Annotated in this window: 22 protein-coding genes; 11 read left to right on the forward strand and 11 right to left on the reverse strand. The window is 55.5% G+C overall.

Translation table 11 applies throughout. The features are described from left to right. The 3 genes from AC2GXZ_RS30525 to AC2GXZ_RS30535 all read right to left on the reverse strand — a co-directional run bounded on the left by AC2GXZ_RS30525 (window position 1) and on the right by AC2GXZ_RS30535 (window position 3,829). Window positions 1-2,145 (reverse strand): histidine kinase dimerization/phosphoacceptor domain -containing protein, encoded by a 2,145-nt coding sequence (locus tag AC2GXZ_RS30525; protein ID WP_483763016.1) that lies wholly within the window; start codon window positions 2,143-2,145, stop codon window positions 1-3. Window positions 2,146-2,288: 143 nt separating this feature from the next. Further along, window positions 2,289-2,741, reverse strand: a complete 453-nt coding sequence (locus AC2GXZ_RS30530) for a response regulator (protein WP_483763017.1) — start codon at window positions 2,739-2,741, stop codon at window positions 2,289-2,291. Then, window positions 2,738-3,829 carry a histidine kinase dimerization/phosphoacceptor domain -containing protein gene (locus tag AC2GXZ_RS30535; protein ID WP_483763018.1) on the reverse strand — a complete coding sequence of 364 codons (1,092 nt, stop codon included), beginning with the start codon at window positions 3,827-3,829 and terminating at the stop codon, window positions 2,738-2,740. The genes AC2GXZ_RS30530 and AC2GXZ_RS30535 overlap by 4 nt, the downstream gene beginning before the upstream one ends. Before the next feature lie 462 nt (window positions 3,830-4,291). Between AC2GXZ_RS30535 and AC2GXZ_RS30540 the strand changes: the two genes are divergently transcribed. From AC2GXZ_RS30540 to AC2GXZ_RS30560, 5 genes are all read left to right on the forward strand, one after another. Beyond that, window positions 4,292-4,591, forward strand: coding sequence for a hypothetical protein (locus tag AC2GXZ_RS30540; protein ID WP_483763019.1), 300 nt, complete (start codon window positions 4,292-4,294; stop codon window positions 4,589-4,591). A gap of 85 nt (window positions 4,592-4,676) precedes the next feature. Beyond that, window positions 4,677-5,909 carry a putative DNA modification/repair radical SAM protein gene (locus AC2GXZ_RS30545; RefSeq protein ID WP_483763020.1) on the forward strand — a complete coding sequence of 411 codons (1,233 nt, stop codon included), beginning with the start codon at window positions 4,677-4,679 and terminating at the stop codon, window positions 5,907-5,909. Then, window positions 5,906-7,381 carry a UdgX family uracil-DNA binding protein gene (locus tag AC2GXZ_RS30550; protein ID WP_483763048.1) on the forward strand — a complete coding sequence of 492 codons (1,476 nt, stop codon included), beginning with the start codon at window positions 5,906-5,908 and terminating at the stop codon, window positions 7,379-7,381. Before AC2GXZ_RS30545 ends, AC2GXZ_RS30550 begins: the two co-directional genes overlap by 4 nt. 118 nt (window positions 7,382-7,499) lie before the next feature. Then, window positions 7,500-8,573 (forward strand): DNA topoisomerase IB, encoded by a 1,074-nt coding sequence (locus AC2GXZ_RS30555; protein ID WP_483763021.1) that lies wholly within the window; start codon window positions 7,500-7,502, stop codon window positions 8,571-8,573. Window positions 8,574-8,813: 240 nt separating this feature from the next. Further along, window positions 8,814-9,062 carry a DUF6894 family protein gene (locus AC2GXZ_RS30560; RefSeq protein ID WP_483763022.1) on the forward strand — a complete coding sequence of 83 codons (249 nt, stop codon included), beginning with the start codon at window positions 8,814-8,816 and terminating at the stop codon, window positions 9,060-9,062. A 522-nt stretch (window positions 9,063-9,584) separates the two neighbouring features. On the opposite strand, the gene AC2GXZ_RS30565 is transcribed toward AC2GXZ_RS30560, so the two are convergent. The 3 genes from AC2GXZ_RS30565 to AC2GXZ_RS30575 all read right to left on the reverse strand — a co-directional run bounded on the left by AC2GXZ_RS30565 (window position 9,585) and on the right by AC2GXZ_RS30575 (window position 10,325). Continuing rightward, window positions 9,585-9,785: a hypothetical protein gene (locus AC2GXZ_RS30565; protein ID WP_483763023.1), complete on the reverse strand. Its 201-nt coding sequence runs from the start codon at window positions 9,783-9,785 to the stop codon at window positions 9,585-9,587. Window positions 9,786-9,871: 86 nt separating this feature from the next. Beyond that, window positions 9,872-10,048 (reverse strand): hypothetical protein, encoded by a 177-nt coding sequence (locus AC2GXZ_RS30570; RefSeq protein WP_483763024.1) that lies wholly within the window; start codon window positions 10,046-10,048, stop codon window positions 9,872-9,874. A 121-nt stretch (window positions 10,049-10,169) separates the two neighbouring features. Continuing rightward, complete coding sequence (locus AC2GXZ_RS30575) at window positions 10,170-10,325, reverse strand: hypothetical protein (protein WP_483763025.1); 156 nt, start codon at window positions 10,323-10,325, stop codon at window positions 10,170-10,172. Between the two features lie 296 nt (window positions 10,326-10,621). Here AC2GXZ_RS30575 and AC2GXZ_RS30580 point away from each other — a divergent pair, with 296 nt between their 5' ends. Further along, complete coding sequence (locus AC2GXZ_RS30580; protein WP_483763026.1) at window positions 10,622-10,813, forward strand: CsbD family protein; 192 nt, start codon at window positions 10,622-10,624, stop codon at window positions 10,811-10,813. Window positions 10,814-10,883: 70 nt separating this feature from the next. Here AC2GXZ_RS30580 and AC2GXZ_RS30585 read toward each other — a convergent pair whose 3' ends face one another. Beyond that, window positions 10,884-11,375 (reverse strand): DUF3597 domain-containing protein, encoded by a 492-nt coding sequence (locus tag AC2GXZ_RS30585; protein WP_483763027.1) that lies wholly within the window; start codon window positions 11,373-11,375, stop codon window positions 10,884-10,886. 21 nt (window positions 11,376-11,396) lie between these two features. Continuing rightward, entirely contained in the window at window positions 11,397-12,299 is a 903-nt protein-coding gene (locus AC2GXZ_RS30590; RefSeq protein ID WP_483763028.1) for a PhnA-like protein, read from the reverse strand. 443 nt (window positions 12,300-12,742) lie between these two features. On the opposite strand from AC2GXZ_RS30590, the gene AC2GXZ_RS30595 reads away from it, so the two are divergent. Both AC2GXZ_RS30595 and AC2GXZ_RS30600 read left to right on the forward strand, forming a co-directional pair. Then, window positions 12,743-12,928, forward strand: coding sequence for a hypothetical protein (locus AC2GXZ_RS30595; RefSeq protein ID WP_483763029.1), 186 nt, complete (start codon window positions 12,743-12,745; stop codon window positions 12,926-12,928). Between the two features lie 156 nt (window positions 12,929-13,084). Beyond that, a complete protein-coding gene (locus AC2GXZ_RS30600; protein ID WP_483763030.1) occupies window positions 13,085-13,735 on the forward strand; it encodes a DUF2461 family protein in 651 nt (216 codons plus the stop codon). A gap of 95 nt (window positions 13,736-13,830) precedes the next feature. On the opposite strand, the gene AC2GXZ_RS30605 is transcribed toward AC2GXZ_RS30600, so the two are convergent. Both AC2GXZ_RS30605 and AC2GXZ_RS30610 read right to left on the reverse strand, forming a co-directional pair. Next, the gene (locus AC2GXZ_RS30605; RefSeq protein WP_483763031.1) at window positions 13,831-14,088 is read right to left on the reverse strand and encodes a DUF3253 domain-containing protein; all 258 of its coding nucleotides are present in this window, start codon (window positions 14,086-14,088) and stop codon (window positions 13,831-13,833) included. Between the two features lie 119 nt (window positions 14,089-14,207). After that, window positions 14,208-14,714, reverse strand: a complete 507-nt coding sequence (locus AC2GXZ_RS30610) for a DUF1543 domain-containing protein (RefSeq protein ID WP_483763032.1) — start codon at window positions 14,712-14,714, stop codon at window positions 14,208-14,210. Between the two features lie 141 nt (window positions 14,715-14,855). Here AC2GXZ_RS30610 and AC2GXZ_RS30615 point away from each other — a divergent pair, with 141 nt between their 5' ends. Then, on the forward strand, window positions 14,856-16,550 hold the full coding sequence (locus AC2GXZ_RS30615; RefSeq protein WP_483763033.1) for an FAD/NAD(P)-binding protein: 1,695 nt from the start codon (window positions 14,856-14,858) through the stop codon (window positions 16,548-16,550). Window positions 16,551-16,763: 213 nt separating this feature from the next. On the opposite strand, the gene AC2GXZ_RS30620 is transcribed toward AC2GXZ_RS30615, so the two are convergent. Then, entirely contained in the window at window positions 16,764-17,441 is a 678-nt protein-coding gene (locus tag AC2GXZ_RS30620) for a YciE/YciF ferroxidase family protein (protein ID WP_483763034.1), read from the reverse strand. A gap of 121 nt (window positions 17,442-17,562) precedes the next feature. On the opposite strand from AC2GXZ_RS30620, the gene AC2GXZ_RS30625 reads away from it, so the two are divergent. Both AC2GXZ_RS30625 and AC2GXZ_RS30630 read left to right on the forward strand, forming a co-directional pair. Then, on the forward strand, window positions 17,563-17,883 hold the full coding sequence (locus AC2GXZ_RS30625; protein ID WP_483763035.1) for a hypothetical protein: 321 nt from the start codon (window positions 17,563-17,565) through the stop codon (window positions 17,881-17,883). 498 nt (window positions 17,884-18,381) lie between these two features. Further along, on the forward strand, window positions 18,382-18,597 hold the full coding sequence (locus AC2GXZ_RS30630) for a beta-barrel domain-containing protein (RefSeq protein ID WP_483763036.1): 216 nt from the start codon (window positions 18,382-18,384) through the stop codon (window positions 18,595-18,597). Window positions 18,598-18,861 lie beyond the last annotated feature (264 nt).

Below are 18,861 nucleotides of genomic sequence, written 5' to 3' on the forward strand. Positions count from 1 at the left end.
TCACCCTTGAATGGGCGCAGTAACGATCGTACGGAGACCAGGTAGATTGTCTTCCTCATCGATGTGACCAGCAAGGCGTTCGACGATCGCCGTCAGCATTTTCGACCCAAATCCGTATCCGGACGCTTTCTCCGGCGTTTTGCCGTTGCCCCGGTCCGACACCACAAGTCGCAAAGACGCCCTGTGCTGCTCGAGATCGATGGAAAGCGGCCCGGGCCGCCCGCCATATGCATACTTGTTGGCATTGATAATCAACTCGGTGAGGATCAGGCCGATATTGACGGCGCGGTCTGTCGCGACAAGGATTGGTGCAAGATTGAGTTCGATCTGTTCAGACCAGCCCTCGTCCATAGTCGATTTCATTTCAATGCACAGATCTTCAAGGTAGCGCGAGAGGTCAATCACTTCGACGCTTTCATCCTGGTAAAGCCTGCGGTGGACGAGGGCGACGGCTGTGAGCCGTTTCTGAGCTTCGTCCAGGTGTGTCTTAGACTGGGCGTCGTTTGCACTTCTGGCCTGGAGGCGCAAAAATGCCGAGACGAGCTGCAGGCTGTTCTGGACGCGGTGATTGACCTCTTTCAGCAGGTAATCTTTTTGACGCATCAGCGTCTCGTTCTCTCTGAGCGTCGTGGCAAGCTCACGGTTCAGTTCACGCATACGGTGGTTGTTGCGATGATCGAGCATCAGGCGAACGATGCGTGTCGACGCCTCGATCTCGGCAAGCGTCCAAGGCTTCGACTGGCCCTTGACCTGCTCGGTCCATTCCGCAAATGAGGTGCGAGGGGAAAGTGGCAGACCGTTGTCAGGCATGTCCTTATGCGGATTTCCGGCCCACTTTACGACTTCAATATGCTCGGCCCGGAACCACAGCAGTATCGTCGGAACCTCCGTCGACATCGTCACCGCCAGCAAGCCGCTAGCCAGATCGGTATAGACGGCAGCCTCCGGATAATTCGTCTGCAGGGAATGGGTTGCCAACGGCTGCAAAGCTGCTGGTACACGGACGTGATCGGCAATTGCTCTGATATCGATCTTATCCGGTACTTTGCCAAACACATAAAGATCCGATCCCTGCGCCGCTGCAAAACCGTCAGCGCTCACCAATCTTGCAAGCTCCCGCCCGCTTCGCTCGAAGAACGCGTTCAGCGACTTGTCCGAGCCAAGATGGCTCATGACCGCATCTTCCTGGGATCGCAGACGCAAACGCTCCCGGTAAAGTTCAGCGTCTTTCTTTCCCTTGATCTGGCGCGATAGAGACGAAGCAAGCGCCTGGGCTGCCACTTGGACGCTGCGCGGAATATGCTTCGGCGTTGGGTTGTGGCAAGCGATCAGCCCCCAAAGCATCCCATCGCGCACTATCGAGATCGACGCCGAAGCTCCGACCCCCATATTCTTCAAATACTGGATGTGGATCGGAGAAACACTGCGCAATGTCGAATCGCTGAGATCTAGGGTCGCCAGTTCTTCGGTCGCTGGCCTAATGAAAGCGGGCTCATAACCGACATCGGCAATCACACGAACACGGTTGCGGACATAGAGCGCTCTGGCCTGCCTTGGAATATCAGATGCAGGGAAATGGTGGTTCATCAGACTATCGGTATGTCCGTCAATGCTCTCCGCGATCACAACGCCGGAATCGTCATCGAGGAATTTGTACACCATGACCCGCGAGTAACCGGTCATGGCCCGAAACCTGTGCGCCGCCGCGAAGCACAGGTCAGCGAGTGTCGAGGAACGCTCGAACTCGGTCGCGGCGATATCGAGGTCATAAACATACGAGAAGTCGATATCGTCCTGGCGCGTCCGCGGCTCCAGCTCGATGATAACGTAATCACCACTGCGGTAAGCGACCGCGTTGAGCTCCCCGGATCGACCATGAACGCGACCCAGAGAGGTCAGCTTTCCGGCGGTGATATGTGGCCATATCTCAGCAAAGCCTGTTCCGAGCAACTTACCCGCGTCCGCGCCTTGCCAGTCATGTCCGAAATGGTCTTCGATCGAACCCGCGCCTGCGACGACTGTCATGGTATCGTTGGCTGCGATCAGCATCACGCCATAGGGCTGTATGGAACCGGGGATATGGATAGGCTCTCTATCGCAGGCGGCGGTCGACAAATCATCTGTCGCAAGAGACTGATCAAGCAATTCGGATTCTTTCCTTGGGGGACGCCCCTACTAATTCTTCGGAACAATAGAGGAACGCGAGCGATATCTCAACACACGAATGCCGACACGATTAACGCATCGCATTCGCCTTTGCGTTACATTCGGATTACGCGCTCAGGTGTTCAGTGATCCCATGTTGCCGCGAAAGCCGGGGAGGCAGTGAAGCTGTTGGGTTGCTGAACGGTCGGAGGCGGATCGCACACACCCTCCTGCAAGTACTTCATCGCGGCGAGGAAGCCGTTCTGCGAAAGTGGTTTCGGGATAACGCCGTGCGCGCCACCAAAATCCGCTGGAATGATTTTGGGGTTTGCAGTGACAAAAACGATGATTGTCTCCGGCCATCGCTTCTGGATAAGCTTCGAGACGTCCAGTCCATTTGTCTTGCGGGCGAGCTGGATATCGACGAAGGCGATATCAGGGTCGAGGCTGTCGTCCCAGTCCTCAGCGTCGTAAAGAGAAGCTGCCTCGGCGATGACTTTGTGACCGGCATCCTCGACCATCATTTCCATATCCATGGCGATTAGAGGTTCGTCCTCGACAATCAGGATGTTAAGCGGTGGCTTTGGTCGGGTCATGGAGCACTCACAGGAATTTGCAGGGTGGCGGTCAGGCCGGTCAACGAGTGTTGCCAGTCGACCTTAGCGTCGAGTTGCGCACACAGCCTGGAGATCAGCTTCATGCTCAGCGGAGGGATTGCGTCTTGAGGGGTCTTTTCCAGAAGCTCATTGCTCAGCACGAGAGTGATGTCATTTTCGTCCACGGAACTGCGCAGGCTCACCGACTTGATGGGCGTGTAGGGATCAAACAGGTGAAGCAGGATTTCGTTCAACAGGAGGCCAAACGATGTGGCTTGCCCCGACGGAAGATGGGCGGTCTGCGTTTCCGAGTGCAGAAACACGTCCTTGTACCGGCTGGCGCTGATCGCATCTTGAACGATGTTCGAGGCATGAGACGATACGTCAAAGTAACGTACGTCGTCCGATTGATAGAGGCGCCGATGAACGGCGGCCATTGCGTCGACACGCTCCATAGTCGACCGCAATGCCTTCCGCACATTCGGGTCGTCAGAGTCTCTGATCTGCATTCTTAAAAGCGAGCCGATCACGGAGAGATTGTTTTTAACGCGGTGATCGACCTCATGCAGCAGCATGGCTTGTGCCTCGACCGATGCTTCGAGATCGGCGGTTCGCACACGGACCTCGTGCTCGACCTCTTCCTTTTGGTCAATGACACGCTGTTGTGCATCAACGCGCCGACTGACATCGAGCTGTGAGGCGAAGAAAAACTGGATATCACCGTTACCGCCTCTCACCGGGCTGAGATAAAGCGCGTTCCAAAACGACGTTCCGTCCTTGCGATAGTTTAAAATGTCGACGGCAACATCTTCTCCCCGCTCCACTGCATAGCGGATTTTGGAAACTGTTCTGGGGTCAGTGTCGGTCCCTTGCAAAAATCGGCAGTTCCGTCCGATACATTCTTCTCGGCTGTAGCCAGTCAAATCCTGGAAAGCCTCGTTGACGAAAACGATGGGGTTATCTGTCTGACCGGGATCGGTGACGACCATAGGCATGCGCGTCGCGCGCACTGCGGCAGCGAATGGGTCGCCCCGACCATGTTCGTTATGTAGCAAATCCGTGAGCTGCCAGTCGTTCTTCTGTTCCATGCCAACCCAATATTAGACCGCGCTCAGACGGCTAATAACGAGAACCAGGTAGAAATGTTCCTGATCGAGGGTGGTCTTAGTCGATCTCATTTTGGTTGAGCCAACGCTGAGTGTCATTCAGGTTGAATAGCGAGGAACACTCAGCGGACATCTTCCCTACGTCGCCTGAGAAGTCGACGTCACGCCTTTTTCGCTCTCGTCATAGCTGTCGAAAATTCGTAAACGAAATATTGAAAAACTGAAAGAAACGTGGAGTTGGTTTGCGGAGTTATTTGAAAATCTGGAGATATAACCTTCGATGACCCAGCCGCGTTGACTATGAGCCTGTCAGTTTGGCTGGTCTTATAGACTTTCAATCGCTGGGCTATTTAACACCAACGCTTTCAGAAGCGGGGATCGACGTCCATCGCGCTCACGTGATTTTAGCTCGTGGGCGAGGTCCTGCGGCTCTCTCCGAGCAAGTTGAACAAACTGCTGGCTGCTGGAATTCGCTGCAACGTGGTCTGCGGTATTGAAGACTTGCCAGACGCCATGTTCATCCCTTGTTACCTGGTGTCGCTCTCGCAGTGCGGGATCTGGCGTTTAGATGACATGAGATACGACAAGCCCCGCAAATGCGAGGATAACCGTTCCCGCGACCAAGATCGCGAGGATCGCCTTCGCTCGCTGATTAAGATCGAATGGATCGCCGTGAGGTGGTGCGAGCTCTACGGGGTCCATTTTGAAATTCCGAAGCATCTTGTATCCTCCCTGATCCCCTAACCTCCAAGCTACTGCTTCGTTCCTCAGTCAGTGTCTCACGGCACGCTCCTTGACAGCGCCCACCAGAACGTTTAGTGAACATCTCATGAAGAAGTCGCTGAAGGAACGTCTGGCCATCCTCTCGGACGCGGCCAAATACGATGCATCTTGTGCGTCGAGCGGGACCGTAAAGCGCAGTTCAGCAGCCACCGGCGGCCTGGGTTCGACAGAGGGGTCCGGCATCTGCCATTCTTATGCTCCGGATGGTCGCTGCATCTCTCTTCTCAAGATCCTGATGACCAATTTTTGCATCTATGATTGCGCGTATTGTATCAACCGCTCTTCGATCAATGTCGAGCGTGCCAGGTTCTCCGTCGAAGAAGTCGTCTGGCTGACTTTAGAGTTTTATCGCCGCAATTATATCGAGGGTCTGTTCCTCTCATCAGGCATCATCCGCTCTTCAGACCATACCATGGACGAGATGGTGCGCATTGCCCGGGAGCTGCGGACCACCCATAACTTCCGGGGTTATATTCACCTCAAATCCATTCCGGAGGCATCGGCGCATCTGATTGAGGAAGCTGGGCTCTATGCCGATCGCCTCTCCATCAACATCGAATTGCCGACGGATGCCGGCATCAGCAAGTTTGCGCCGGAAAAGCGCCCGGACGACATTCGCCAGTCGATGGGCAATCTGCGCCTTAAAATGGAGGAGATGGCTGAGCCAACGCTGCAGACCAAACGGCGCAGGAAATTTGCTCCAGCCGGACAAAGCACCCAGATGATCGTCGGGGCCGATGCGGCCGACGATGCGACGATCCTGGGAACCAGTGCGCGGCTCTACGGCAGCTATGGCCTCAAACGTGTCTATTATTCGGCCTTCAGCCCCATCCCAGACTCGTCAAAAAACCTTCCGCTGATAAAGCCGCCGCTGATGCGTGAGCATCGTCTCTATCAGGCAGATTGGCTTTACCGCTTCTATGGGTTCGACATCTCGGAGATCACCTCGTCACGACCAGACGGCATGCTCGATCTCGACCTTGATCCGAAACTGGCCTGGGCATTGGGGCACCGCGACCGCTTTCCGGTCGACATCAACCGCGCCGATAGGGAGACCCTTTTGCGCGTCCCCGGGTTTGGCACCAAGACTGTCAAGTCGATCCTGTCGACACGGCGTTTGAAGCGCCTGCGACTTGAAGATCTTGGGCGGCTCGGTGTGTCGCTGAAGAAGGTTCAAACGTTCATCGTCGCTGAAGGTTGGACGCCGCATCGGCTGGTCGATCGCACCGACCTGCGATCGATGTTCATGCCGAAGCCGGAACAACTGTCACTGCTATGACCGAAACCTGCTTTCTTGAAGGACGAGGCGACCTAGCGGAGTGGCGCGATGCGGCTCGGCAGTTCCTACAAGCCGGCATCGAACCGAGAGCGGTTGATTGGCGGCTCAAGAACGAAGATCGAGGGCTGTTCGGTGCTGGAACAAGCGGCACGACGGATCTGAGCACGCTTCCAGCGATGTCTGCAAATGCATCTCCTCAGATATCGGTACAGCCTGCCTTCCTTCGACTTGCGGATTCGATCATCTGCCACTCCGATCCTAGCCGCTTTGCTTTGCTCTATCGACTTGTCTTTCGATTGCGCGAGGAAAGGCGACTGCTCGAGGTCAAGACGGATGTCGACGTTGCGCTGGCTCACCGCATGCAGAAGTCTATCGGCCGCGATTACCATAAGATGACGGCCTTCGTGCGTTTCAAGGAAATGCCTTTGCCGACGGGTGTTGTCGGCAGAAGACGGTTTCTTGCTTGGTTCGAGCCTGACCATTTTATTGTTGCTCGAGTAGCACCGTTCTTTCAACGCCGCTTCAACGACATGGACTGGATCATCGCAACGCCGCGCGGCTCGGCATCCTGGGATGGACAAACCTTGCTCACGTCCACCGAGCCTGCTCAAAAGCCTGAAATTTCTGACGAAACCGATGAGCTTTGGCGCACCTATTACGCTTCCATCTTCAATCCCGCTCGGTTGAAGGTGAAAATGATGATGACGGAGATGCCGAAGAAGTATTGGAAGAACCTGCCGGAGGCAGAGCTCATCCCAGGCCTTATCGCAGGTGCGGCAGCCAAGCTCATCGAGATGGGGCAGCGGCAAGCAACCGAACCTCTTCCCTTTCATCATCGGCTTCAAGAGGCTGCTGCCCGCGTGCCCGACGCACCAGCGACTGAGGCCGGCACGATTGAGGCGCTTCGACAGGAGGCGAGGCGCTGTATGCGTTGTGATCTCTACTGTCGGGCAACGCAGACGGTGTTTGGGGAAGGGCCGGTTCACGCAAAGGTCATGATTGTCGGCGAGCAGCCGGGCGATCAGGAGGACCTCGCCGGCCGACCTTTCGTCGGACCTGCCGGCCGCGTGTTCGACGAGGCTCTGTCGCTTGCCAGCCTTGACAGGAAAGGCCTCTATGTCACCAACGCCGTCAAACACTTCAAGTACGAGCCACGAGGCAAGCGTCGCATTCACCAACGCCCGAACGCGGGGGAAGTGGAGCAGTGCAGGTGGTGGCTGACGCAGGAGATCGATCTGGTAAAACCGTCGCTCGTCGTGGCGATGGGAGCGACAGCGCTGTTCGCGCTCACGGATCGAAAGGATCGCCTTGAAGACGTTCGCAGCCGACCAATCGTCATGGACGAGACGCGGACATTGTTCGTGACCGTTCATCCCTCCTACCTTTTGCGAATTCCCGATCAGGTCAGGCGGGACGAGGAGCTGGCGCGGTTCCGCGAGGACATTCTTCAGATCGGAAAGCTTTCCGCATAACAGCGATACCCGACAACCTGCCGTATGTCGCCAAGCCACACCTCAATTCGTAGCAGGAAATAGCTGCGCGACGATCCTTGGACCCGGAACAGCCATGCCGTCCGCGAGTTATGGCGGTATGAACCAGATCATCACCAAGATCGACACGATTGCCGCGGAAGCAAAGCTCGCCTCAGGGCTTGTCTATGTCCCTGGCCTTGAAACGGGGATCACGCGTAAGGTTGGCGCGAAAGGCTTTGCTTATTATCGTCCGGATGGGCGACGGATAAAGGAAGCCGAAGAGATCAAGCGGCTGAATGCCTTAGCTATCCCTCCGGCCTACACAGATGTTGTGATCTCGACGAACCCTTTTTCGCATCTGCAGGCAATCGGCAAAGATGCGCGAGGACGTCGCCAGTATCGTTACCACGCAGACTGGCATGCCGAACGCGGTATAGCGAAATTTGAACGGCTGGTCGATTTCGCCAACCGTTTGCCGGACTTGCGCGAACGCGTAGAGCAAGACCTAAGCTCCCGCGGTCTGGGAATGGACAAAGCTCTGGCCACGGTCGTCTGGATGCTCGACAACCTCTACATCCGCGTTGGTAACACGGCCTATGCAGAGGCTAACAAGTCTTACGGACTAACGACTTTGCGAAGCCGCCATGTCAAGGTGGAGGGAAGCAGCCTGAGGTTTCGGTTTAGGGGCAAGTCCGGCAAGGAGTGGAACCTGGCACACAGCGACCGTCGCATCGCAAATGTGGTCCGCAAACTTCAAGAGCTGCCAGGTCAGCATCTTTTTCAATACGTCTGCGACGAAGGCGGACGCCGCGCGATCTCCTCGCATGACGTCAATGACTATATTCGTGAGGTCACCGGCGATAGCTTCAGCTCGAAGCAGTTCCGAACCTGGGGTGCCACGTGCATGGCCGTCGAGGCTTTGGCGGCTCTAGAGGCGGCCGCTACAAAGCGCGAACTGAACCGCCAGCTAAACGAAGCGATTGATTCCGTTGCCGCAAAGCTCGTGAACACACGCTCCGTTTGCCGCTCATCCTACATCCATCCGGCGGTGTTTGAGGATTTCCAGTCGGGGATGCTGGGGGACGTATTAAAGCTTAAGAGCAGGAGCGAACGGCTAATGCAGTGGTTGGATGATGAGGAAATTCGGGTGCTGCGATGGCTAAAATCCAGACCAGCGGTCTCGACGGTTTGATCGTTGAGTAACTCGAAAAATGAGGACTGCTCTCGGTAGCGGGAGTCCGTCGCAACAGCGAATCAACTCAATGCTTGGCGCAGCGGATGCCGCGCTTTAGGGCCTTGCGCTCAGTGACCATAACGTAGATGTTCCCCGGCGCATCTAGTTCGTCCCGATCTCTAGCAGAGTAGAACCGGTTTCTTGGGAACAACGTCGTTCTGCTGCGGTTCAGATACCGCGATGCAACGGAGGTGAAATATGCCACGATACTTTTTCAACTACCGCGCTAACGGTGTGCTGGAGAAAGATCCCGAGGGAAGCGAACTGCCGACCGACGAGGCGGCTATCCGCGAAGCCGAACTCGGCGCTCGTGAGGTTGCAAGCCAGAAAGTCCGATCCGGCGAGCCGATACGCTCGGAATGTTTTGAACTAACCAGCGCTGACGGCGGTGTGATCAAGACCATTCCGCTACGCTCGGTTGTCATCATGGACGCTGAAGATGCCTAGAGGCCGACCGACTTCATGCTCTCGTTTCAACCGAGCCGCATGTCTCACGACATACGGTCGGTAAGTGAGCGATAGACAGGCAGGGAATATGGCTGAGGCACCGAATGCCTGTGACATAGTGGCTCGCAGCGTTTCGAGTTCCGAAGGAGCATTTAGCGGGAACAAAGTACACGCTCCTCGATTGTTGCAACCCATAACAAAGGAGAGCCGTTTTGCCGCCAGAAACATCACCATCCCCAGCCGCTGATTCCTACCTGCGAGAACAACGTGCCATTGTCTCGGGGAGCCGGAACCTCGATGAAGGTCTCGAAGACACTTTCCTAGCATCGGATCCAGTATCGGCTACGCACACGACAAGATTGGGAGCGAACCCTGCTTACGCCAACGGCGATGTCAAAACGACGTTCGAAAGCAAAATCCGTGATCGTCCGTTTGCGGCAGTCGCTATTGCGGCAGGCCTCGGATTCATTTTCGGCTTGACGCGCTAACGAAAAGGGCGGCCCGTCGGCCGCCCCTGTCTGTTCACATTGCCCGATGCTCGGGCGCGAAATGCCCGCACCAGTCATTGGTGGCAACCACCGGCCACAAGCCGCGCTCGTTAGCGTCGGGCTGGGTGACCGGCGGGTTGAAGCGACAGAGTCCACCTTCATCGGTGTGCTGCCGCTCGGTTCCATGGTCTTCAAAGAATGCGCATTCGTTGCAGGCTGCCTTATCGTGGTCCATTGCCTTCTCTCCTTACGCTGTGAAACATTCGGCAGAAGGAGAACGCGTGAACTGGCGAAAGGATCTGTTGAAGTGATGACGAGCTCTCAAATTGTCTCGAACATCGTCTGACCGTCCGCCTTGCCAGGCAGCTCATGCGCAACGTCCTTCTGAAACGTGTCGTCGCAGAGTTCAGCTGCCTGATCGGCGTTCATGATGCCGTATGGAAGAGTGGTTCCATCGGCCTGCGGCACGGATACTTCTACCAGCGTTTTTTGTGTCATGGTCCGTTCCTCATGGTGAATAAAAGAGGGTCGAGGCATTGCCCCGACCCATCGTGGTTACCACTGCATTTCAGTTCATTCGTGATCAGGCGAAAGCGAAGCGGGTTGGCCAACGGCTCTTTCAGAGGACAGGCATTTCCGCCAGGCGCAGTGCCCTAAGGAGCGCATTCTTCTCAGCGCGCTCTGTGGACATTTTGTCGAGGATGGATTTCGCGGTCAGCGTGGTAAGAGCCGATACACGTCCTGGCTTGAAAAATGTTTCGGCAGAAATGGACATCACTCGTCTCCTGAAGAGACACGGAAATGGGTGGAGGCGAATAAAGTTCCCGGCGAAATTGATTTAAAAGCGAACGGCCATGATTTGCCGGTCGTAACGCGACTGATCAGAGATGGAAGCGCACGCGGGTTTAGACGATATAAATGATGGGCCCCACTCGCGGAACAAGATTTAAAGGTGTGGGTTTAATCTTCAAGCGGATCGTGAAACGGATGACTAATGGACCTTCCCGGCGATGACCGGATGGCGACTTGGGAAAATCGTGCGTAGCCGCTTATAAATCAGGAGATCCGACTATGGGTTCCACCTCTGATAAAGTATCCGGCAAGGCTAACGAACTGGCCGGCAAGGCGAAACAGGCCGTGGGCGACGCCACCAACAATCGCAACATGCAGGCGAAGGGCGCGGCCCAAGAAGCTAAGGGCGATGCCCAGCAGGCAAAGGGCGAAGCCAAGGACGCCGTGAAGAAGGTTGTCGACAAAACCTGACGCGCCTTAGTTTGCTCGAAGTCAATGTAGATAGGCCCGCCAATGGCGGGCCTTTTTTTCGCGAAGCTCGTCAGTCCAGCAGATTGGCCGGGACCTTGCCGCCGTTCTCCGACAGCTTCTTCAAAAGAGCCTTATGAAGGAAGGTGTTCATTGTGGCGCTGTCGTGAAGATCGCCAGTGTAATCGAGCTCACCCGCGAGTTCCTTTCGCTCCTCAAGGCTGGCGTCCATGCCAAGCGCCTTCATCAGATCGACGATGGAATGGCGCCAATTCAATCGCTGGCCCGATTTTGCCACTGCCTCATCAAGGATGGCCTCGATGTCATTGCTGCCAGTTGATTGGCTGGCAGATGGCGTCGGTTCCGCTGCCATAGAACCCGGCTGCGTGGTGGCGCCCACAGGACCTGGGGTGACCGGAGTCGACTGAGCCGGACCGCCAGCTGTAGCTGGCTGACCAAAAGACGAAATGCCCGAGGAAGGCGTTGCGCTCTGCGGCCGCGTTGTTGCCTCTGCCGCATTCGCTTCGCCGAACAAAGCGTGTTTGATACGGTCAAAAATACCCATCTGTTGTTTCCTCTCTGTTTGTTATCGTGTGTTATAGAGCTCGGTATCGCGGACTTCGCGAGCTGTTCCGACTGAACCGCCGACCCATGCGGCGATTGCGCCGACGGCAAGGGCGGTAAAGGCGAGAATTGCGCCAGCGGAGAACGCCGTTGCAGCGACCTGTGCTGCTTCAGTTGCCTGCTGTTTGGCCTGAGCCAATGCATCTTTGTACTGCTGCTCGTACTGCGCAACCTGCTGTTTTGCCTGGTCGATGGAAATGTTCTGGGCTTTGGCGAGCGCGTCGGCTGCACGGTTGCGTGCTTCTTCGGCCTTCGCAGGGTCGCCTGTCAAAGCTGCGCGCACAGACGCAGTCGCGGCATCACGCAAAGCTGCCGGATCGTTGCCACCGCTCGCGTCGCGGATTTGCTGCTCGATCCCTGACAAAGGGTTGGCATTCGTGGCAAGCGCCGGCGCAGCCGTTGTCGCTGCAGTGCCGATGGTCGAGCCGGCAGCTGAGACCATGCTACCAAGGCCTGAGAATACGCCACCCATCAGCGCACCTACAGACGTCGTGAGGAGATAGACCACGACGAGGGTCGTCACGGCCCAAGACGTCAAACCATGCAGGGCACCCGTCGACTTGACCGGACGGCCAGAAAGACGGCTTGCGACGTAGCCCCCAACGAAGGAAGCGATCAAGCCGCTCACGAAGAACCAGACGGCAGTGCTGACGGAAAGCGTCGTTGCGCTCGGATTATCATAAGACGCGGGATCAATGACGGCAGCACCAATCCCAGCACCTAGTAGGTTGAGCAGAAGCTGGGTAACCAGCGCGACCGCTACGCCGGCAAAAATCGCGCCCCACGATACCTTGTTGTATGCCGAATTTAGGTAGGGATCAGATACCACGCCTCTGGCGTGCGTTACGGATACGGGTTCAGTCATTGGGGCGCCCTCGCACAAAGCTCACGATGTTGTGAGTGATGTGGGAACGCCCCGTGAGATTTTCCGTTCCAGAGCCAGTTTTAATCGATGTCGATAACCGCTCGTCAGTTAGTTACTTAAAGCAGACGGAATAGATCTTCTCACAGCGGCGCACTCCGCGCCCTGATGAAGACGGAGGGCAACAGCATCCAGCCTTTGGTCATCTCGTTTTCAGAAAGCTCACTCAGACGGAGCGTACCCATATGATTTCATTTCACCAGAGCAAAAATAGTGGGCCGACTGTGGCGTCCCAGTTGCCGAATTATTGAGCCGACCTCCTTAGAGCTGTCCCAAGACCGTAGCTGCCGTCAAGCCACCTTAATAGATGGTTCACCCTGCTTTTAGGACCGACGCAACTACTTTCATCATGCTCCGTTTTGAGACACAAATCGATGAGGGCGTAGATGACTTTCCTGGATATCGCGAAACTTGAGCAAGACCGTACCGACCTAATTGAGATCATCAACAGCTATCGCAAACTCACAGGGAATAATCCGGTCCATCACCGCTATCTCGCATGTCACCTCGTACGCTTGAATCAGATCAGTGCCCACATCGCCGAGCGGCGCGAGTTAGATTTGACCTGCTAACGAATTCGCGGACTTTTCTGGGCAGCCTTAAAAGGTATGTACGGCTTTCGGCTTATAGCCGGCCAATTCAAACAGATTCGCCGTCTGACATATTTCCGTTCCGTTTATGTTTTATTAGCTGATCATAGCAGCCGCTTGTCCCACACGGAATATACGATGATAGACCAGCCAACCTTGGAGTTCTTGTCCGAGGCGTCTAGAAATCAAAGCGCCGAGTGGATAGGCGACAACAAAACTCGTCTCGATCTTGCCCGCAGGAACCTGACCGAATTCACATTGGAACTCGTCGCGAGCGCTGGATTGGTGGATCCCCGTGTCGCACAAGCGAACAGCGACCCACGAAAATGCCTAGCGAGATCAACTGTTTTGAACGGTATCGGGTCGATCACTGTCCTAGTCTCGTTATCGAGAAACGCGGCTGCTACCTACTTTATGCAGATTTCCCCCGGCTCCTCTTACAGCGGAGGGGGAGCAATACTTCCGCCTCCTCGGCTCGCTCGCATTTTGCGGCAAACAATTGCGAGCCACACCGGCAAATGGCGAGGTATCGTGGAAGGTCCGTTGTTTCAGAAATATTTCCCGAACGGTTTGACCGGCGGGCATGAAATATGTGGCAGGGGGTATCTAAAAAATCACGATGCGCTCGATTTCTTCAATCTCAAGCACTTCGGCGCGTGTCGCAGCGTTTCAAACCAGTTGTTAACGTCTACCGACTTGGTCGAGGAAACAGTCAAATCCTTCGCCGCTGCTCGCGCCTTGGTTGACTACATTAATCGCGCGACGACGAAGCTCTCTGCGACTGGATGACTATAGGCACCTCTGCGTGCTCGTTGACGCGAAGCTCCATGTACGTGGAAGCGGCTTTGCGCGAGCACAGGCGTGACTGGCAGTACTCGTTCGTTTTAGCGACCGTGTCTTGGGGCACTTATTCTGTAGGGGCCGATTCGCTCTTTCATAGCAACCGATTTCCATGTCAGAACGATCTCTCCTCGCTCGATAAGGGCATCGACTGCGTCGTGAACAACCGGCATGTATATGCGCCAGTCGAGCGGAGTGTCGTTATCCTTTGCGAGGCTTCGTGCGACTTCGCTCGGACAGGTCGTGCCTGACTGTCGACTTGCGACGAAGCTCAAAATCGTTGACACTGCTTGCTCGCGCATAGTTCTGATACAATCTCCGGGAACGGCCAACCGTTATTAGATGGGTGCTAAAGCTATCGGTCATCATGCGTGGGGCGATGAAGGTGTCCGGCATCGAACCTGCGCCGGAAATATATAGGCTAAGCTAGCCTGAGATATTTGCAGACGAATTCGAACGGCCGTTCCTCCAGAGCTTTTGTCAACCGGATCGAGTATCCATAGTGCTTTGCTTGTGCGCTGACGTCGATCGCCTTTTCCACCTCGAAGACGTTGTCCTTATGGGGCAACGTCCAATGCCGGACTTGCGACAATGCCTTCTTAGTGGCAGCTCGCGCGTCGGAAGCGATGAGAAGGACGTTCTTGTGGATCTCCCCAAACGCGTTGGCGTCATATCCTCCGAGATTGAGGAAGAACAACTTTTCTTCAGTGTCTGTGGGTGAGGTGGTCATCAGATCAATGTCGAATCCATCCGCCTGGGTGATCTCGCCCCAGCAATCGAGGTGAAGACTTTTTGGATCGCCCCACCATTGCTGCCGCAAGTCGTCATAGCAGGCTTCTGCGTTCTCTCCGATCGAAAACCGGATGTCATGCAACTCGATGTTCGATCCACCGCAATCGCCGCCAATGTAGAACATGAAAAGCTTCATACGCTTGCCTTCTATTTCTGTTCAAGGCGTAAATGGCTTTTTCGCGACTGTCGTCAATGAAAGACCAGCCAAGGCTGGAACAGGCGATCGATGTAATCGTTTGATAGCTGCGCAGTGCGTCCCGCGCTGCTGGAGTCCCAAATGCGCAAACGCGTCGCCATCGTCGGGTCCGGCCCGACGGCTCTTTATGCCCTGCAAGATCTAATAAAGTCTAAGTCACCATTGGCAATCGTCATCCTGGAAGCGTCGGACGTCGCCGGCAAGGGGACGCCCTACCAGCGTGGGATCAACGATCCTGCGATGCTGTCGAACATCCCAGGCATCGAAATTCCGGATCTTCCCGACACCCTTGTTGCCTGGTTCGCCGCACAATCCGACGAATATCTGTCTGAATTCGAGATCGAACGCATCGACATATCTGATCGTGCGTTCTACCCACGTGTCGTCATCGGCGACTATTTCCGGGCGCAGTTCGAGACGATCGTCGCATTGGGTGAGAAAGCGAACCATACGATCTTCATCCGCGAGGGCTGTGAGGTCGCAGACATCGCGCTTAGTGGTAGTCATTTCGCTGTAAGGTACGGAAACGATGCGAGCCTCGAGCTCTTCGACTATGTGATCGTAGCGACGGGGCACAGTTTCCCGTCTGCGCCCGAAACGTCGCCGGGTTACTTTGCCGCCCCATGGCCCGCAACCGCGCTGCAGTCGATCCCGAGCGGCAAAATCGGTGTGCTTGGCACATCGCTCAGTGCCATTGATGCGGTAATGACGGTTGCGACATCGTTTGGCCACTTCAATCGAAACGCCGAGGGATACCTAGACTACCAGATCAAGGATGGTCACGACGGGTTTGAGGTGTCGATGATGTCGCGTAAAGGGCTACTCCCTGAGGCGGACTTCTTCTTTCCGATACCTTACGAAGACCCGCTGATCTGCACGGCGCAAGCGGTGGGTGCCCGTATGGCGCTTGGCAGCAGCGGTCTGCTCGACGATGTGTTCGACCTTTTCCGGGAGGAAATTTTGGTCGCCGACCCGGAATATGCTCAGCTTATCGGGCTTGATGAGCTGACGGTAGACACGTTTGCAACAGCCTATTACGGCGTCAGGGACAAATTTGATCCTTTTGAATGGGCGGCATCTAACCTCGATGAAGCCAAACAAAACTATGCAGCGAAACACACCGTTGCATGGCGGTATGCGATCCTGTTCACGCACGAGATCATTGAAGCTGCAGTCAGCTATTTTACGGCCGAAGATCTTGACCGATTTAACCGGTCGTTCAAGAGCATTTTTGCCGACGATTATGCCACTGTACCTCATCTATCGATCGAGCGCCTGATTGCGCTCCGTAATGCCAATAGGCTGAATATTGTAAAGCTTGGCGACCGATCAGAGATCGTAACCGACAATGTTGAACGCGGTGCTACCGTCACTTTCGAGGACGGCACGCTGCAGTTCGATACCTTTATCGACGCGACGGGACAAAAAGCCCTATCGGCGGGTGATTTGCCGTTCCCGTCGCTGCGCGACGCCGGACTGATATCGCAAGCGCGAACCGTCACGCCGCGTGGAAATTTGAGGCGTACTGGCGGTATAGATGTCGACGAGCAATGTCGACCGCTCATTGCCGGAATCAAGCCGGTTCGGCGTCTATATGTCCCCGCGGTTTCTTACCTTCTGCACAAGCGGCCCTTTATTCAAGGCATCACCAGTGCCGCCGAGCTCGGACAGATCGTGGCTCGATCTCTTATCTCGGAAGTGATGCGGCCAGCTCGTAGCCGTCGTTCCGCGAAAGCTGCCAAGTCAATGATGGCAGACGCTATCGAACTCGTGTGAATGCCGCTCGTGAAGGTCCAACCCGAGCAATCGACGTTGCCGGGCGATCCCCGCCAGTGCTCGCCTTTTAGCGAAACTCTTGGTGGACCTAGCCTATAACGCTGAAGGACAAACGCCTGGCATCCAGCTGAGGTTTATTCTTACTTTAGGACCTGATAAAATGGTTGGTCAGCGTTCATCCTGACCAACCCTCTTTTTCTTGGAGTGAACGACTTATTCGTCGTCGTACTCGGTTGCGGCTGCGTTCACTGAATCTTCGGCGAGTTCCGTAAGGCTCGCATCTGCAGACTTCTCCTGGGCGAGGATGTCTTCGATGTGCTGCTTAGCTTCGTCCATCCCCAGAGCATCGGCAAACGCACGCATTGATCCGTAGCGTGTGATCTCGTAGTGCTCGATGGCTTGGCAGCTGAAGATGATCGCAGCGTCTGCCGCAACGCTCGAGCCGAAATCTTCCAGCAGGCTTTCGCTTTCCTCCAGGATGCCGTCGATGGCGTCGCACTTCTCAGCTTTGGCGCGCTTGCCAAGAAGCTCGAAGATCGCCTCGAGTTTCTCGATCTGGCCAGCCGTTTCCTCGCGATGCGAGGTCAAAGCTTCGACTAGCTCAGGATGATCCGCGGCTTTGATCATCTTCGGCAGAGACTTGTAAATCTTCTTCTCGGCGTAATAAATGTCACCGAGCGCGTGCTCGAACAGGTCCGAGAGGCTTTTATCATCCTTCGCAGAGGCCCATGTCTCTTTTCGAGCGGCGGACTTGGTCGCGACCGCTTGCGCACGCTTCTTGCGCGTGTCGGTGTTAGCGGCGGTGCTCTTCGTGCCAGACGCGCGCGCGGTTTTCTTGGCGGCAGTTTTCGACGCCTTGTTATCCTTGGTCGACTTTTCGGCAGTAGCCATCGTGATTCTCTCCCGTGTGATGCCGTTGACGTAGCGGGACAAAACGAGCGCCTTCAAACAAGGTTCCAACGATCATAGGATGGATCGCGCAGCGCAAGGTACAGCCAATTTCGGGAGAAGAATGTCCAGCATAGCCAACTCAATGCCGGGACTGCCGGTTCGAGCCCTTTCACATCAGGATTTTCTCAATTGTTCATTCGATGGAGTCGTCGGAGAGATCTCGGTGCGAGAAGGTGAAGCTGTACATGGCGGTCAGGTCGTCCTGACGCTCGATGCCACAGAGACGCATGCCAATCTTGCAATAATAATACGGAAGATTGATGATCTGACGGCTCGAATGGCAAGGCTGGAGGTCGAGCGCGACGATCTTCAGGCCGTCGGCTTTCCAGAGTATCTATTAGACAAAAAAGGAGAGCCCGGACGTTGCATCAGCCTTGCTTAGCGAAACGCGACTTTTCGAGTTTCGCCGGCAATCGAGGACAGGGCACAAGGCGCAGCTATGCGAGCGCATCAGCCAGTAAGAGCACAAAATCAGAGGACTGAAAGCGCAGGGGGGTGCCTTCAGGCAGGGTATCGAAGTATTCCGACAGGGAAATTGTCGCGCTATCATCGCTTCGCCAACAGCGCATAGTCTCGGACCAGCGACTGGACGGCCTGAAAACACAGGTTGCGACTTTCGGCGGGGAGCGCGGCGAAAAAACCGCATTTCAGGCGCAGGCATTGGAGCGTATTAACGACACAAACTTCTGCGGATCGATCAGGACTTCGGAACAGAAGTCGGCCGGGAGCTGCTAGAAGTTCAGGCGCAACTCGGGAAGTTCATTGAGCGTAGGATTGCTGCTGAAGACGAGCTCAGGCTATCGTTGCACCGCAGTCCGGCACCGTACACGAGCTTACCGTACACACGGTTGGCGTTGTCGTGACTCCCGCCGACCCGATCATGCTGATCGTACCGGAGGACGATGACTTGGCACTTGAGGTCCAGGTTATGCCGAAAGATATTGACCAGATTCATCTCGGCCAGTCCGCAGTCCTACGAATGTCTGCGTTCAGCCTGCGCACAACCCCAGAGCTGAATGCTTATAACAAACGGGTGGCCGCAGATTTGATAACAGATCAGCGCTCAGGGATGAGTTATTATCTGATCCGGCGTTGAGTGAGTCCCGATGAGGTTGAAAAACTTGGCCACCTCAAACTCCTCCCCGGGATGCCTGCAGAGGCGCTTATCCAGACCGGCGAACGCAGTGCCGCGCCAACGGTTCGAGTCCCATCAAGACCAGTATGAGATTAGGCGCAGTCGCGACCAGACGTGATCATGCTCTGGATCCGTTTGCTACAAGTCTGGGAAATCAGTTGTTGACATCCAACTTCAAACTTCGCTGGTCGGTCCCCGGTAGCTTCAGTGAAACCGGCTAGTCAG

The sequence above is a fragment of the Aliirhizobium sp. YIM B11859 genome (assembly GCF_057163345.1).